Origin of the sequence: Ottowia sp. SB7-C50, from assembly GCF_033110285.1 — a bacterium.
Taxonomy (GTDB): Bacteria; Pseudomonadota; Gammaproteobacteria; order Burkholderiales; family Burkholderiaceae_C; genus Ottowia.
Window position 1 is genome coordinate 1,625,492 of the sequence record NZ_CP136995.1, and the last position, 14,681, is coordinate 1,640,172.

The 14,681-nt window shown below is 69.8% G+C and carries 15 protein-coding genes and 1 pseudogene; all 16 read right to left on the reverse strand.

The annotated features are described in order from the left end of the window. Positions 1-195: 195 nt before the first annotated feature. Positions 196-756, reverse strand: coding sequence for a hypothetical protein (locus R0D99_RS07745; RefSeq protein WP_317750819.1), 561 nt, complete (start codon positions 754-756; stop codon positions 196-198). A gap of 22 nt (positions 757-778) precedes the next feature. After that, positions 779-2,074, reverse strand: a complete 1,296-nt coding sequence (locus tag R0D99_RS07750) for a DUF6600 domain-containing protein (protein ID WP_317750820.1) — start codon at positions 2,072-2,074, stop codon at positions 779-781. 237 nt (positions 2,075-2,311) lie between these two features. Continuing rightward, positions 2,312-2,758, reverse strand: a complete 447-nt coding sequence (locus R0D99_RS07755) for a GatB/YqeY domain-containing protein (protein ID WP_317750822.1) — start codon at positions 2,756-2,758, stop codon at positions 2,312-2,314. 77 nt (positions 2,759-2,835) lie between these two features. Continuing rightward, entirely contained in the window at positions 2,836-3,048 is a 213-nt protein-coding gene (gene rpsU / locus R0D99_RS07760; protein ID WP_180549300.1) for a 30S ribosomal protein S21, read from the reverse strand. 312 nt (positions 3,049-3,360) lie between these two features. Beyond that, complete coding sequence (locus tag R0D99_RS07765) at positions 3,361-4,626, reverse strand: NAD(P)/FAD-dependent oxidoreductase (RefSeq protein ID WP_317750823.1); 1,266 nt, start codon at positions 4,624-4,626, stop codon at positions 3,361-3,363. A gap of 104 nt (positions 4,627-4,730) precedes the next feature. Then, on the reverse strand, positions 4,731-5,513 hold the full coding sequence (gene cobA, locus R0D99_RS07770) for a uroporphyrinogen-III C-methyltransferase (protein WP_317750825.1): 783 nt from the start codon (positions 5,511-5,513) through the stop codon (positions 4,731-4,733). Then, positions 5,510-6,458 (reverse strand): annotated as a pseudogene (gene ybiB, locus R0D99_RS07775) (DNA-binding protein YbiB). The gene cobA and the pseudogene ybiB overlap by 4 nt, the downstream one beginning before the upstream one ends. Before the next feature lie 80 nt (positions 6,459-6,538). Beyond that, positions 6,539-6,874 (reverse strand): thioredoxin family protein, encoded by a 336-nt coding sequence (locus tag R0D99_RS07780; protein ID WP_317750826.1) that lies wholly within the window; start codon positions 6,872-6,874, stop codon positions 6,539-6,541. Between the two features lie 78 nt (positions 6,875-6,952). Further along, on the reverse strand, positions 6,953-7,873 hold the full coding sequence (locus R0D99_RS07785; RefSeq protein WP_317750827.1) for an SMP-30/gluconolactonase/LRE family protein: 921 nt from the start codon (positions 7,871-7,873) through the stop codon (positions 6,953-6,955). 34 nt (positions 7,874-7,907) lie between these two features. Beyond that, entirely contained in the window at positions 7,908-8,792 is an 885-nt protein-coding gene (locus R0D99_RS07790; protein WP_317750828.1) for an amidohydrolase family protein, read from the reverse strand. After that, positions 8,789-9,760: a tripartite tricarboxylate transporter substrate binding protein gene (locus R0D99_RS07795; protein WP_317750830.1), complete on the reverse strand. Its 972-nt coding sequence runs from the start codon at positions 9,758-9,760 to the stop codon at positions 8,789-8,791. The genes R0D99_RS07790 and R0D99_RS07795 overlap by 4 nt, the downstream gene beginning before the upstream one ends. 21 nt (positions 9,761-9,781) lie before the next feature. Beyond that, entirely contained in the window at positions 9,782-10,744 is a 963-nt protein-coding gene (locus R0D99_RS07800; protein WP_317750831.1) for a tripartite tricarboxylate transporter substrate binding protein, read from the reverse strand. Positions 10,745-10,805: 61 nt separating this feature from the next. Next, positions 10,806-11,798 (reverse strand): tripartite tricarboxylate transporter substrate binding protein, encoded by a 993-nt coding sequence (locus tag R0D99_RS07805; protein WP_317750832.1) that lies wholly within the window; start codon positions 11,796-11,798, stop codon positions 10,806-10,808. A gap of 224 nt (positions 11,799-12,022) precedes the next feature. Continuing rightward, the gene (locus R0D99_RS07810) at positions 12,023-12,961 is read right to left on the reverse strand and encodes an NAD(P)-dependent oxidoreductase (protein ID WP_317750833.1); all 939 of its coding nucleotides are present in this window, start codon (positions 12,959-12,961) and stop codon (positions 12,023-12,025) included. Continuing rightward, a complete protein-coding gene (locus R0D99_RS07815) occupies positions 12,958-13,644 on the reverse strand; it encodes an RraA family protein (protein ID WP_317750834.1) in 687 nt (228 codons plus the stop codon). The genes R0D99_RS07810 and R0D99_RS07815 overlap by 4 nt, the downstream gene beginning before the upstream one ends. A 40-nt stretch (positions 13,645-13,684) precedes the next feature. Beyond that, a complete protein-coding gene (locus tag R0D99_RS07820) occupies positions 13,685-14,674 on the reverse strand; it encodes a tripartite tricarboxylate transporter substrate binding protein (RefSeq protein WP_317750835.1) in 990 nt (329 codons plus the stop codon). Between the last annotated feature and the right edge of the window lie 7 nt (positions 14,675-14,681).

Genomic DNA, 14,681 nt, shown 5'->3' on the forward strand with positions numbered 1-14,681 from the left:
TGTTCGACGCGGGGCAGGCGTCTTCGGTTTCGGCCAAATTGCCTGGATAACCCCCCCAACGCGCGGGCTGTTAACCGCTGGGATGGCGGCAAGCCCGGCCTAGCAGTCACTGGGTCGCCCCCACCCCAACCCTCCCCCAGCGGGGGAGGGAGCGGCTCGCCTCACCCGTTGCGGTTGAGCGATCTGTCCTATGGGTCAGCGGCCCGTCAAGCCCGTCGCCGGGTTGAGTTGCGGCTCGCGCATCGGCGCCCGGCCTTCGCCGCCACGGCGCTCCGGCTGCGGCATGGCGGGGCGGTCGATCTGGCGCGGTGGGTGATCGAACGAGGGTCGGGGCGCTGCTGCGGCCGGCGGCGCCATCATGGGCGCCTGGGGCATGGGCTGCATGCGCGGCGGCTCGCGCATCACCGGGGGCTGCGGCTGGGGCTGCGTCTGCCACGGGCGAGCACCCGGCTGGTCCGGCGCGGCAGGACGGGGTGCTGGCGGCGGAAACGGGCGAGCGCCGTCGCGATCCAACCGATCCATGCGTTCCACACGGTCGCCGCGATGGCGCGGAGAACGGTCGCCGTCGCGCGAGCCAAAGTCGGGCGCGGGCTGTGTCACGGACGGCGGTGGCGTGGCCACGCCGGGCGCTGGGCGCGGGCCGTCGCTGCCGCCGAACCGCGGCGGCATGACGCCCGGTGCGGGCAGCACGCCGCGATCGGCGCCGATGCGGGTGTCGCGCGGGTCGCGCATGCCATAGCGGTCGGGGCGTGGCATCGGCGCGGGGTGTTGGCCGCGCTCACCCGGCGTCCAGGCGCGCGGCGGCGGCGCCACGACGCGGCTGTCGCCGAGGGCGCCTGGGGGCAGTCGGCTGCCGTCGCCGAATCGCGGGCGCCGGCCGGTCGTCGCCGCCACCCAGCTGGTGGACGGGCGCCACCGTGATCGCGCCAGGCCGGCGCTGGAAGTAAAAGCCGTCCATCGGCGGACGCGGGCGGTCGCGCCCATCGCCCCAGTTCAGGCCACGGCGGTAGCGGTCGCTGGCGTGGTAGTGCGGCGTCCAGTGTTCGCCGGGGGCCAGCGGAAACCAGGCCGCGCCCGGCAAGCCGCCGCTCAGCGCCACGCTGCCGCCCGCGCCGCCCATGAAGGCCACCAGCGCCGGCGCGTAGACCGGGCGCGTGCCGAAGCGGCCCGGCACCCAGGCCCAGCGCGGGCCGATCTGCGTCCAGCGCCCATAGTGCGACGGCGCAAAACCCCAGGGGGCGTCGTCCACCCAGGTCCAGCCCCAGGGCTCGACCCAGGTCCAGCGGCCGTAGCGGTAGGGCGCCCAGTCGGCCACGGTGACGGAGGGGTACCACACGGCGCCATAGGTCGGGTCCTGCGACCACTGGCCATAGGCGTCGAGCTGCTGGTAGCCCGGCAGATCGCGCGGCACGTACTGGGCCGACAGCGAGCGGTCTTCCAGCGCGTCGCGGCCGGCCGCCCATTGGTCAAAGCCGTCGCGGTAGGCCGCGCCCGACTGGGTGAGGGCCAGCGCCCGTCCGCTGAACTGCGCCTGCTGGCCGGCGCCCATCTGCGACGACTGGCCGGCCTCGCCATAGACCAGCGCCTGGCCCGTGTGCACGGTCAGCCGCGTGGCGTTGGCGCGCGGGTCCACGTCCACGCGGTATTCGCCCGGCTGCGTGGCCACCATGGCCAGCTGCGGGGTGTCGATCTCGACGCGGTCGCCCGGCTGCAGCTGGCGCACGCGCAGCGACAGCGTGCCGTTCATCAGCGCCAGTTGCGTGGTGGTGTCGTCCAGCAGGGTGACGTCCAGGTCGGCGGCGTTGGTCATGCGCACGGCGGTCCAGCCGCTGTGCAGCTCCACGCGCGCGCCGGGGTCGGCGACGATGCGCGTGCCGCTGGTCACCGGCCAGTTGATCGACGCCGGGGCAAAGCTGCGGCCGTCGGTGGCGATCTGGGCCGGGCCGCCCTCCAGCGCGCTGATGGCGGCCACGCGCGCGGGCGGGTCGGCCTGGGCCCAGCCGAGCAGCGGTGCGGCCAGCAGCAGTGCGCCGCCCAGCCAGCGGCGCCATGAAAAGGGAGTGGTGTGCGTCATGGTGTCTGAACGGGGCGCGAAGAGTGGAGGGCTCGCGCACCCAATGTCATAACGCGCGGCGGCCGCGTTCGGTTTGCCCCCACCAGCCGCGCCGTGCAAAGCTGCGGCAGAGTTTGCAAGCAGATGTAGGGTTGGACTACCGTTGTCCACCCACCGGTTTAGGCAGAAAAATCCGGCCCTGGCGCTGATCTATCAAGCCCGGGTAGCTATCAATTCAGGAGTGAAAGCCGCTGACCTTCACCCGGCCAGGGCGGCCTTCACCGCCGCGCTGACGGTGCCCATGTCCGCCTTGCCGGCCAGCCGCTGCTTGACGGCGCCCATCACCTTGCCCATGTCGCCCGGCCCGCTGGCGCCCAGCTCGGCCACGATGGCCTTGACCTCGGCGGCCACCTCGTCGGCCGACAGGCGGGCGGGCAGGTAGGCCTGCAGCACGGTCATTTCGGCGGCCTCGATGTCGACCAGGTCTTGCCGGCCGGCCTTGGTGAAGGCTTCGATGCTGTCCTTGCGCTGCTTGATCAGCTTGTCGACGATGGCGATGATGGCGGTGTCGTCCAGCGTCACGCGCTCGTCCACCTCTTTTTGCTTCATCGCCGCCTGCAGCAGGCGGATGGTGCCCAGGCGCCCGGTGTCCTTGGCGCGCATGGCGGTCTTCATGTCTTCGGTGATCTGGTCTTTCAGGCTCATGGGGTAAGTCCTCGCAAAAACGACAAAGGCTCGCTGAGCGTCCCCGGCGAGCCTTCGTGAAGGTGAAGCGACTGGAATCAGTACAGCTTCTTGGGCAGCTGCTGGCTGCGCACGCGCTTGTAGTGGCGCTTGACCGCGGCCGCCTTCTTGCGCTTGCGCTCGGCGGTGGGCTTTTCGTAGAACTCGCGGGCGCGCAGGTCGGTCAGCAGGCCCAGTTTCTCAATGGTGCGCTTGAAGCGGCGCAGGGCAACGTCAAACGGCTCGTTTTCTTTGACTCGGATGGTGGTCATTCAATTTTCAGAGGATTGCGCGGCCAGCGGGTGCGAAGTAGATCAGGCTTCGCGCCATTCGCCGCAAGTCTTGCCCCGCCTGTTAACTAGTATGCGGCCGGCGGGAGCTTTTGCCAGCAAAACAAGAGATTATACCCCCCTGAGGCGCTGGCGCGCCATCCCCCCGAGGGGGCCAACGCTGGTGGCCGGCGCAGGTCCGGCCACGGCGTTCCCGGATGGCCTGCGCCGCGGCCTTTGGGAGGGCCTGCTGCGCGGCCCCCCAGGGGTGGCGCTGGTTCCGGCGCGACGCCGCTATTTCGCCGCCGGCGCGTTCTATCGGTGCAGCGGCAGCGCCTCGGCGCAGGCGTGGGCGCTGGCCCAGGCCCACTGAAAGTTGTAGCCGCCCAGCCAGCCGGTGACGTCGACCACTTCGCCGATGAAGTACAGGCCGGGCTGGCGGCGGGCTTCGAGGGTCTGGGACGACAACTCGCGCGTGTCGACGCCGCCGACGGTGACTTCGGCCTTCTTGTAGCCTTCGGTGCCGGTGGGGGTGAGCGACCAGCGCTGGATGCGTTCGGCCAGCGCGTGCAGGGCCTTGTCGCTGGCCTCGTTGATGGGGCGCTGCCAGGCGGCGTCCTGCGCGGCCCAGGCGTCGGCCAGGCGTTGCGGCAGCCATGCGGCCAGTTCTTTGGTGATGAGCTTGCGCGATCCGCGCGCCTTGGCGCCCGCCAGTTCGCCCAGCAGATCGACGCCTGGCGTCAGGTCGATCTCCATCGGCGTGCGCGGCTGCCAGTAGCTTGAAATCTGCAGCACCGCCGGCCCCGAGAGGCCGCGGTGGGTGAACAACAGGTCTTCATGAAACGTGGTGCGCTGCTTTTTCACCCCGGTGCTGATCGCCACCGGCAGCGACAGGCCCGCCAGCTGCGCGTAGGGCGCCCATGCGGTGCCGTCGAACGTCAGCGGGACCAGGCCCGGGCGCGTGTCGGTCACCTTCAGGCCAAACTGGCGCGCCAGATCGAAGCCGAAACCGCTGGCGCCGATCTTGGGGATCGACAGCCCGCCCGTGGCGACCACCAGCGACGGCGCGCTGACCGGGCCGCGATCGCTATCAATCAAATAGCTGTGCGCGCTTTCTGCATCAGCGCTGGGCGGCGATTTGTCTTGAAATTCGACGCGCCGCACCTGGCACGGTTGCCAGCGGGTGACTTCTCCACCGTGGTCGCGTGCAGCGGCGCACTCGTCCAGCAGCAGCTGGATCAGGTCTTCGGCCGACCGGTCACAGAACAACTGGCCCTTGTGCTTTTCATGCCAGGGCACGCCGTGGCGGTCCAGCAGGTCGATGAAGTCGCGCGGCGTGTAGCGCGCCAGTGCCGAGCGGCAGAAATGCGGGTTGGCACTGAGAAAGTGCCGGTGCGGCGCGGCCGGGTCGAGGTCGCGGTTGGTGAAGTTGGCCCGCCCGCCGCCCGAGATGCGCACCTTTTCGGCCACGCGCTCGCTGTGGTCGATCAGCACCACGCGCGCGCCGCGCCGGGCGGCCTGCGCGGCACAGAACAGGCCGGCAGCGCCTGCGCCGAGGATGACGACATCGCAATGAAGCATGGCGCGAGTGTAGGTTCGCGTGGGTGGGGCTTTCGCGATTCATGCCGCGCCGCGGGCCCGCGCGCGCTGCCTTGAGCGAGGGAAATGACGCGCTGATGCGGCGATCAGGCCGCCAGCGTCGCTGCTTGCTGCAGGGCGGCGCGCACGCCGCGCACCACGTCGCCCACCACCATCACGGCGGGGCTGCCCAGGCCGGTGGCGGACAACTGGTCGACCAGGCCGCCCAGCGTGGTGATGCACTGACGTTGCGACGGCAGGCTGGCGCGCTCGATCACGGCCACCGGCGTGTCGGGCGGCAGCGCGGACAGCAGGCCGGCCTGGATGCGCGCCGCGCTGCTGATGCCCATGTAGATCACCAGCGTCAGGTGCAGGTCGCGCGCCGATTCGCCCAGGCGCGCCCAGTTCAGGCCGGGGCCGTCCTTTTGCGGGTGGCCGGTGACGAACACCACGCCGTGGGCGCGGTCGCGGTGCGTCAGCGGCGCGCCCAGGCCGGTCATGGCCGCCAGCCCGGCGGTGACGCCGTTGACGACGACCGGCTCGATGCCCGCGCGGCGCAGGCTTTCCACCTCTTCGCCGCCGCGGCCAAAGATGAACGGGTCGCCGCCTTTCAGGCGCACCACGTTTTCGCCGGCGTGCGCGGCGTCCAGCATCAGCTGCTCGATGGTGGCCTGCGGCGTGCTCTTGCAGCCGCCCCGCTTGCCGACGTAGGTGATGCGCGCATCCGGCCGCGCGTGGGCCAGCACACCATCGCCCACCAGGTCATCGACCAGGATCACGCTGGCCGACTGGATGGCCTTGACGGCCTTGAGCGTCAGCAGCTCGGGGTCGCCCGGGCCGGCGCCGACCAGGGTGACACGGCCAAGGGGAATGGCGGAAGAGGCGCTCATGCGGCAACGGTGGGTGGAAGGGACGAAGCGCCCGCCGCCGGGATGGCCCGGCAGGCCTGCACGATGTGATCGACCTGGCGGACGATGGGCTCGGGCGGTGCCACCGCGCCTTGCAGCACGGCGCGGATGTAGTCGGCCGTGGCGGCGGCGTCGGTGGTGGGCGGCAGCGCGGGCAGGGTGGCCAGTGCGCCCGGCTGGGCGGGCTGCACTTCACGCATGTCGCCGCCCAGCAGCAACTGCATGCGCGGCGTGCGGCGGGCGTCGGCCACGGGTTCGCCTTCGGTGCCGCGCAGCAGCAGGGCGGGCGTGCCGGTCAGCCGCAGCGTGGCGGCCATGGATTCGGCGTATTCGGGGTGGGTGTAGCTGCTGACCACCAGCGCCGGGCCGGCGACCGGATTCATCAGCTTCACCAGCGCGTGCGCGCTGTTGCGCAGGCCGATGGCGCGGCGCACGTCCAGCAGGCGCTGCAGGCCAGCGTGCAGCGCGCCGGTGGGGACGAGGTGGACGCTGCCGCGGGCGATGCGCTCCGTCGGCAGGCGGGGCCCGATGTTTAGCGCGGCCAGCACGGCGGCGCTGGGCACGCGGCTGTCCTCGGTGGGCGTGCCGTGCACCAGCACGGGCAGGCCCTGGCGCGCCAGCAGCAGCGCCAGCAGGGGGGGTCAGTACCGGCAGCTTGCGCGCGCCGTTGTAGCTGGGCAGCACGACCACCGGCGAGTCGCTGGCGGGCAGGCGGGCCAGGCGGGCTTCGGTGGCGTCCAGAAAGCCGGCCATTTCGTCGGGCGTTTCGCCCTTGATGCGCATGGCCACGCAGAAGGCGCCGACTTCCAGGTCGGTGCACTGGCCGTCCAGCACCTGGCCCAGCAGGTCGGCCGCCTGTTCGCGCGACAGCGCCCGCGCGCCCTGCGCGCCGCGGCCGATTTCCTTGAGGTAGGGGCTGATTCCCATGGTGGCATTGTGGGCCGGCACCTTCACCGGCTCAATTGACCCGAGTCAAGGATAAAACAGTTGCTCGCGGGCCGCGCGCGTCACAGCCCCAGGCTGTGCAGCAGCCGCGCGATCTGCCCCGGCTGCGGCAGCACCGGGCCGGCAAAGCGCACGGCGCCGTCGCGCCCGCCCACCAGCAGGGTGGGAAAGGTTTCGATGTCGACGTCGCCCAGCGCGTCGGCTTCTTCCTCGATGTCGACCCAGCGGAACGCCACCCGCGGGTGCGCGGCCGCGGCTTGCCAAAAGCCGGCCTCGAAGTCGCGGCAGGTGCCGCACCAGGCGGCGCACAGGCAGATGACGGCGCCATCGGCGGCGCCGTCGGCCAGGGTGCCGGCCAGCAGGGCGCGCAGGTCGGGGTCGGTCAGGGAAAGGCTCATCGCACGGGCGCCGGCGACGGCGAAGGTCGCTGCAGCGGGTGCGGCGATTGTCCTCCGATTGGCGGGCGCTGGCCCGCGTTAGCCCGCGACGCCCTTGGCCACCCGCCGCCCGGGCACCGCCATGCGCGCCATCAGCACGTTGCCGTGGGTCGAATCGGTGCAGTACACGACGTGCCGGTCGGCACCGAACGCCAGGTTGGTGATCGACGCGCCGCGCGGGCCCTGCAGCACGACTTCGGGTTCGGCCAGCCGATTCAGCACCCACACGCAGCCCAGGCCGGGGTTGGCGACCAGCAGGCGGCCGTCTTCGTCCACGGCCAGCCCATCGGGGCCGCTGGGGCCGTAGGAGGTGAAGAACTGACCCACCTTGGACACGCTGCCGTCGGGCAGCAGCGGCATGCGCCACACGCAGTTGCCGCGCGTGACGGCCACGAACAGAAAGCGCTCGTCGTCCGACAGCACGATGCCGTTGGGGCTGGACACGTTGGTCAGCAGCAGGTCGAGCCGGCCGTCACGGCCCAGGCGGTACACCCGGCCGGTGGGGTCGTGCAGGCCGGTCTGGCCCTGGTCGGTGAAGTACAGGTTGCCCGCGGCGTCGAAAGTCAGGTCGTTGACGCCCTTGAAGCTTTCGCTGTTGCGGCGCTGCAGGTAGGGCGTGACGGCGCCGGTGGCTATGTCGAGCCGCATCAGGCCGTTCTTGTAGTCGGTGATGAGCAGCGTGCCGGCGTCCAGGAACTTCATGCCGTTCGGCTCGCCGTCGTATTCGGCCACCAGCGTCCACGCGCCCTGCGGGTCGATGCGGAAGACGCGGCCCCAGGGGATGTCGGTCAGGTACAGGTTGCCGGCTTCATCGACGACCGGGCCTTCCAGGAAAGAATCGGTGATGACGCCGCCGCGGTTGGCATCGGCCCATGCGCTGCGCTCGGCGCGCCGGAAGGCGGCGGGCATGGTGGTGAACACATCGAGGTCCCGGACCTCAGGGGCTTGCAGCAAAAACATGGCGGAGGCTTTCGGATCGTTCAGTGAGGGTCGCTCAGGCAGCGGAATCAAAACCATACAGCCGCGCCGGGTTGTCGACCAGGATGCGGTCCATGGCCGCGTCGCTGGCAGACCAGGCCTGCAGCAGGTCCACCAGATCGGCGTCGTTCACGGTGCCGGGTGTCTCGGTGGTGTGCGGCCAGTCGCTGCCCCACACCAGGCGGTCGGGCGCGGCCTGCACCAGAGCTTGGCCCAGCGGCAGGGTATCTGCATAACTGGGGCCATGCACGGTTGATCGCATGTAGGCGCCCGAGAGCTTGACCCAGGTGTTGCCACCATCCAGCAGCCTCCGCACCACGCCATAGGCCTGCGCAGCTGGGCCTTGGGCCGGATCAATGCGGCCCAGATGGTCGATGACCAACGGCACGGGCAGGGTTTGCAGCTGGGGCACCAGTTCGATGAGTTGCTCGGGGTGCACAAAGATCTGGATGTGCCAGCCCGCACAGGCCGGGTGCTCGGCCACCTTGCGCGCCAGCGTGGCGAGCATGTCGGGCGTGGTCTCGCCCCACGACTGCGGCGACACGAAATTGACGCGCAGCCCGCGCACGCGCCGCGCCGCCAGGCGGGCCAGTTCGGCATCGGTCACGTCCTGCGCCACCACGGCCACGCCGCGCGCGCTGTCGCCCAGCTGGTCCAGCGCATCCAGCGTGCAGGCGTTGTCGGTGCCATAGGTCGACGGCGTCACCACCACCGCGCGCGACGTGCCCAGGCGCTGCTGCAGCAGGCGGTAGGCGGCCACGGGCGCGTCGGGCGGCGTGCGCGGCCAGTGCGGCGACGGCGCAAAGCGCGGGTCAAAGATGTGCATGTGGCTGTCGCACGCGCCGGGCGGCAACTGGCGCTGCGGGCGGTTCAGGCCCACCGAGTGGGGCACCGGGGTCATTGCTTTTCAATACCCACTTTGACTGCCACCGACTCCCACAACTGGGCATCTGCCTTCAGCTTGTCTGCAAAGGCGGTTCCACTGAGCACGCTGGGCACGGCACCGAGGTCTGTGGCAAAGGTCTGAACATCCGCGCTGGCCATGGCTTTTGTGATTTCCTGGCGCAGCTTGTTCAGTACGGCTTCTGGAGTGCCTTTGGGCGCCCACAGGCCGGTGAAATTGACCACTTTGTAGCCCGGCGCCCCCGCCTGGGCAAACGTGGGCACATTGGGTACGGCCTTGAGCCGCTGCTCGCCGCTCACTGCCAGCAGGCGCACTTTGTCGGCACGCACTTGCCCCATCACACCAGGAGTGGATGCGATCTGGAAATCGATGGTCCCGCCCAGCAACGCCAAGGTGGCTTCACCAGCGCCTTTGAAGGGCACGTGGGTGGCCTTGAGGCCGCTGGCAACTTGCAGTGCTTCGGTTGCGAAGTGGGGCATGGTGCCCGCTCCGCCGGTGCCGTAGTTGAGCTTGCCCGGGTTGGCTTGGGAATATGCCACCAAGTCGCCCAGCGTTTTGAATGGGGAGTTGGCGGCTACCACCAAGGAGGTCGGGGCGAAGTTGAAACCAGCCACAGGCACCAGGTCGTTGGCGTAGTCCCAAGGCAGCTTCTTGAACACCTGGGGAAGGATGGAGTAGGTGGTGTCGTTGGCCAAGAGCGTGTAGCCATCACTTGGCGAACGCGCCACCTGGTTGGCACCGATGGTGCCCGTGCCACCCGCCTTGTTTTCGACAAAGAAGCTCTGGCCGGTTTGCTCTGTGAGCTTTTGGGCTATGCGTCGGGTTACCTGATCGACCGCACCGCCGGGCGGGTAGGGCACCACGATCTTGACGGCTTTGTCCGGGTAGCCGGTTTGTGCCATGGCATGGGCCATGGCGAAAGTCAGCGCGAGGGCTGCGCTCAGTGAGGTGTGAATGCGTTGCATGAGCGTCTCCTTGTCTGTAGTTCAATCAGCTTTGAGGTCGAGTGCCTTGGCGATCTGGCCATAAGTGGTCGCCTCGCGGGCCACGCGGCTGGCAAAGGCATTGCCGCAGACCGATTCAGCGTCCAGCCCCAGGCCGCGCAGCTTGTCGACGGCCGATGCGCTCTTGGCAAAGTCGGCAGCCGTGCGCTCCAGCGCCTGGGCAATGGGCTCGGGCAGGCCTGCGGGGGCCAGCAGGCCGTACCAGGCGTCGGCCGAATAGTTGCCGCCGCCAGACTCGGCAAACGTCGGCACGTCGGGCAGCAGCGTCGACCGCTTGGGCGACGCCACGGCCAGCGCCGCCAGCTTGCCGCTGCGAATCTGCGGAAGCACCGAGCCCAGCGTGGCGAACGAGCTGTCGAGCTGGCCGCCCATCAGGTCCGTCACCACGGGTGCAGCGCCCTTGTAGGGCACATGATTGAGCTGAAGCCCCTGGGCGCGGGCAAACATCTCGGTGGCAAAATGGCCTGAACTGCCCACACCGGCCGTGCCTGCGGTCACGCGGCCGGGTTCGGCACGGGCCTTGGCTTGGTAGTCGGCCAGGGTCTTCACCGGCAGGCTGGGGGCCACCACCAGCACCGTGGGGCTGCTGGCCACCGTGCACAGGGGGCGGAAGGACTTCACCGCATCAAACTTGACGCGTCCGCTGTACAGGGCGGGAATCATGGTGTGGTTGGTGGCGCCAAACAGCAGCGTGTAGCCATCGGCCGGTGCGCCGGCCACCGCCTGCGCGGCCAGGATGGTGTTGGCGCCGGGCTTGTTGTCGACCACGAAGGGCTGGCCCAGCACGCGGCTGGCGTGTTCGGCAAAGGCGCGCGCCACCACGTCGGTGGGGCCGCCCGCCGCAAAGCCCACCACCAGCTTGACGGGCTTGGCGGGATACGCGCCGGCTTGCGCAAGGCAGACGCCGGATGCTATGGATAACGTAGCTGCCAGCGCTTTGGCCATAAGCGCTGCAGGCCGTTTTGGCATGATATTCACGGTGTGTGTCCTGAACAGGGGCGCGGCCTCAGTCCGTGCGGATGCCGCTCTGGCGGATCACGCGCGCCCATTTCGTGGTCTCAGATTGCAGGAACGCGCGGAAGTCCTGCGCGCTGGAGCCGACGCCGCTCACGCCCAGCTCGGCGAAGCGCTTTTTCACGTCGGGGCTGGCGACGATGGCGCGGGTTTCGGCTTCGAGCCGCTGCAGCACGGGCTGCGGCGTGCCGGCGGGTGCGAACAAGCCGTTCCACTCGCTGACCTGAAAGCCCGGCAGGCCGGATTCGGCCACCGTCGGCACCTGTTCCCAGCCCTCGACCCGCTTGGGCGACGTCACCGCCAACGCACGCAGCTTGCCGCCCTTGACGAACGGGCCGCTGGCCGTGGTGGCGCTGAACATCAGGTCCACCTGGCCGCCGATCAGGTCGGTCAGCGCCGGCGCTCCGCCGCGGTACGGGATGTGGGTGATCGACACCCGCGCGCCCTGCTTGAACAGCTCGCCCGCCAGATGCTGCGCACCGCCATTGCCGGCCGACGCGTAGGTCAGGTGGCCGGGCTTGGCGCGCGCCGCCTGGGTCAGGTCGGCCACCGACTTCAGCGGCGACGCGGTCGGCACCACCAGCAGCAGCGGCGCCTGCATCACCAGCGAAATCGGCGCGAAGTCCTTGGCCGCGTCGAAGGGCATCTTGGGCAGCAGGCTGGGGTTGACGGTGAAGGCCGTCGCGTCCAGCAGCAGCGTGTAGCCGTCGGGCGCCGCCTTGGCCACCGCCGCCGCGCCGATGGTGCCGCTGCCGCCGGGCCGGTTGTCCACCACCACCTGCTGGCCCAGCCGGCTGGACAGCTGCGTGGCCAGCAGGCGCGCGGTGTTGTCGGCGTTGCCGCCCGCGGGGTAGGGCACGATCAGCTTGAGCGGTCGGTCGGGCCAGGCCGCCTGTGCGTAGGTGGGCTGCGGGCTGGCCGCGCCAACTGCAAAAGTGATAGCTGCCAGCGCTTTCGTAGCAAGCGCTGCAGGCCATTTTGGCATGTTCAAATCCTTGAAAACAGCCGGACGCAGAGGACGCAGAGATTCCGCAGAGGACGCAGAAAAAATCTTCATGTGGCTGTTCCTTTCGCGTCTTTCGCGAGCCTTTTGCGTCCTTCGCGTCCGGTTTTCGGGATGGGGCGCCAACGCACATCCGCGCGTCAGTGATCGTTTCAAGCTTTCGTGCATGGTGTCTTCGTCCGAGTGGCAAAGGGCCAAGGCCACGCTCAGGCCGCGGCAGCCGGTGTGCTTTCCAGCACCGCCAGCACGTTGCGCGCCGCGCCCACGCCCATGTTGATGTAGGCGTCGCTCGTCACGCCGCCAATGTGCGGGCTGAGGACGAAGTTCGGCTCGCCCTGGAACGGGTGGCCGGCGGTCATCGGCTCAACCGCAAAGCTGTCCAGCCCCGCCACAGCCACCTGGCCCGAACGCACGGCCTGCAGCAGCGCGTCTTCATCGATCAGGCCGCCGCGTGCCGTGTTGACCAGCAGCACGCCGCGCTTGCAGGCGGCCAGCGTCTGCGCGTTGAGCAGGTTGGCGTTGTCGGCCGTCAGCGGGCAGTGCAGCGAAATGGCGTCGGATTCGCGCCAGATCGTGTCCAGGTCCACGGGGCGGATGTACGGCGGCAGGTCCTTGGCAAACGGGTCGTGCCCCAGCACCGTCATGCCCATGGCATCGCACATGCGCGCGAAGCGCTGGCCGATGGCGCCCAGGCCGACCAGGCCAATGGTGCGCCCGCCCAGTTCCACGCTCTTGTGCGTGGCCTTGTCCCAGTGGCCGGCATGCATGCGCGCGTTGAGCGGCACCACCGACTTGGCGCAGGCCAGCAGCAGCGCCAGCGCCTGCTCGGCCACGGCGGCGGCGTTGGCGCCCACGGCGGCGCGCACTTCGATGCCACGCGCCTTGGCGGCGTCCTTGTCGATGGTGTCGGTGCCGCTGCCGTGCTTGGAGATCACGCGCAGCGAAGGCGCGGCGTCCATCACGGCCGCGCCGACCTTGCCGTAGCGCACGATCATCGCCACCGGGTCGTGCTGGCGGCACAGGGCCACCAGATCCGGCTCGGTGGGCGTCTTGCCGGCGTAAACGATCTCGAAATCGCGCAGGATGTCGAGTGCCTGCGATGCCAGGTCGGCACCGGTGACGATGAGGGCGGGGCGTGTGCTCACAGCTGTTCTCCTTCTTTCAGTACGCCGGCGGCGCGCAGGGCAGCGGGCAGCCACTTCGATGCGGTGTCGCCGCGCGAAATCGCGTCCAGCCGCGCGGCCTCATCGGCCACCTTCTTCACGGCCAGCGCCAGCATGGCGGGCGCCTTGGCGCGCTCGATCACCACCACGCCGTCGGCATCGCCGACCACCAGATCACCCGGGTTCACCACCGCGCCGCCGACGCTGATGGGGTGGTTGATGCGTCCCGGCACGAACTTGGTCGGCCCGGCGGGGTTGAAGCCCGCGCTGAACACCGGAAAGCCCAGTTCCAGCAGTTCCAGCCGGTCGCGGATCGCGCCATCGACCACCACGCCGGCCAGGCCGAGCTTCTTGCAGGCGCTGAGCATCAGCGTGCCCATCAGCGCGGCCGTCTGGTCGCCCTTGCCGTCGATCACCAGCACATCGCCCGGCTTGGCCAGCGCGATGGCGGCGTGGATCATCAGGTTGTCGCCCGGCCGCACCTCGACCGTGAAGGCCGGCCCGGCCACGGCCATGGTGTGGTGCACCGGCGCCACGCGCGCATGCATGGTGCCGCGACGGCCGGCCACGTCGGACAGGATGGCGGCCTGGTACTGGGCGGCCTGGGCCACCACGTCGGCGGGAACGCGCTCGATGTCGCGGATGATTTCGGGGAGTTGGCTCATGGGATGTTGTTTTGGAAGTGGTTGAGTGGATGGGGGAGCGTCAGTCGGCCTTGATGTTTCCCTTGCGGATCACCTCGGCCCACTTGGCGGAGTCGGACTTCTGCAGGTCGCCCAGTTGCTGCGGCGTGCCGCCGACCAGCGTGACGCCCAGCTTGTCGGCCAGCGCCACGATGGACGGCTCTTTCAGCGCGGCGTTGATCTCGCGGTTCAGGCGATCCACCACGGCGGCGGGCGTGGCCTTGGGCGCGAACACCGCCTGCCATTGCTCGACCACGAAGTCCTTGAGGCCGGCTTCGGCCATCGTCGGCACGTTGGGCAATGCCGGCAGGCGCGCCGACGACGTCACGGCCAGCGCGCGCAGGTTGCCGGCGCGCACATGCGGCAGCGCGGCGGCGGCCGGCGCGAACATGAAGTTGACCTGCTCACTCAGCGTGTCCTGCAGCGCCGGCGTGTCACCCTTGTAGGGAATGTGGGTGAACTGGGTGCCGGTCTTTTGCTTCAGCAACTCGCCCTGCATCTGCAGGATGGTGCCGTTGCCGCCCGAGGCGAAGGCCAGCTTGCCCGGCTGCGCCTTGGCGGCTGCAATCAGGTCGGCCACGGTTTGGAACGGCTGCTTGGCGCCGACCACCAGGATGTGCGGGATGGTGCCGAGGGTGACCACGGGCGCAAAGCTCTGGATCGGGTCGTAGGGCAGCTTGCCCATCAGGTGCGGTGCAATGGCCTGCGGCCCGATGGACGTGCCCAGCAGCGTGTACCCGTCGGGCGCGGCCTTGGCGACATAGGCGGCGCCAATGGTGCCGGCGGCGCCGGCCTTGTTGTCCACGATGACGTTCGTGCCCAAGGCCTGCGCCACGCGCTGCGCCAGGTTGCGGCCCAGTACGTCGGTGCTGCCGCCGGGCGGATACGGCACCACCCAGGTAATGGTGCGGCCCGTGGGCCAGGTCTGGGCGTGGGCGGCGGATGCGAGCAGCGCCAGGCTGCCGACCAGCAGCGCACGCCGGCGCTTGGAGAGCGTGAGAACAGGGGGCATGACGGTC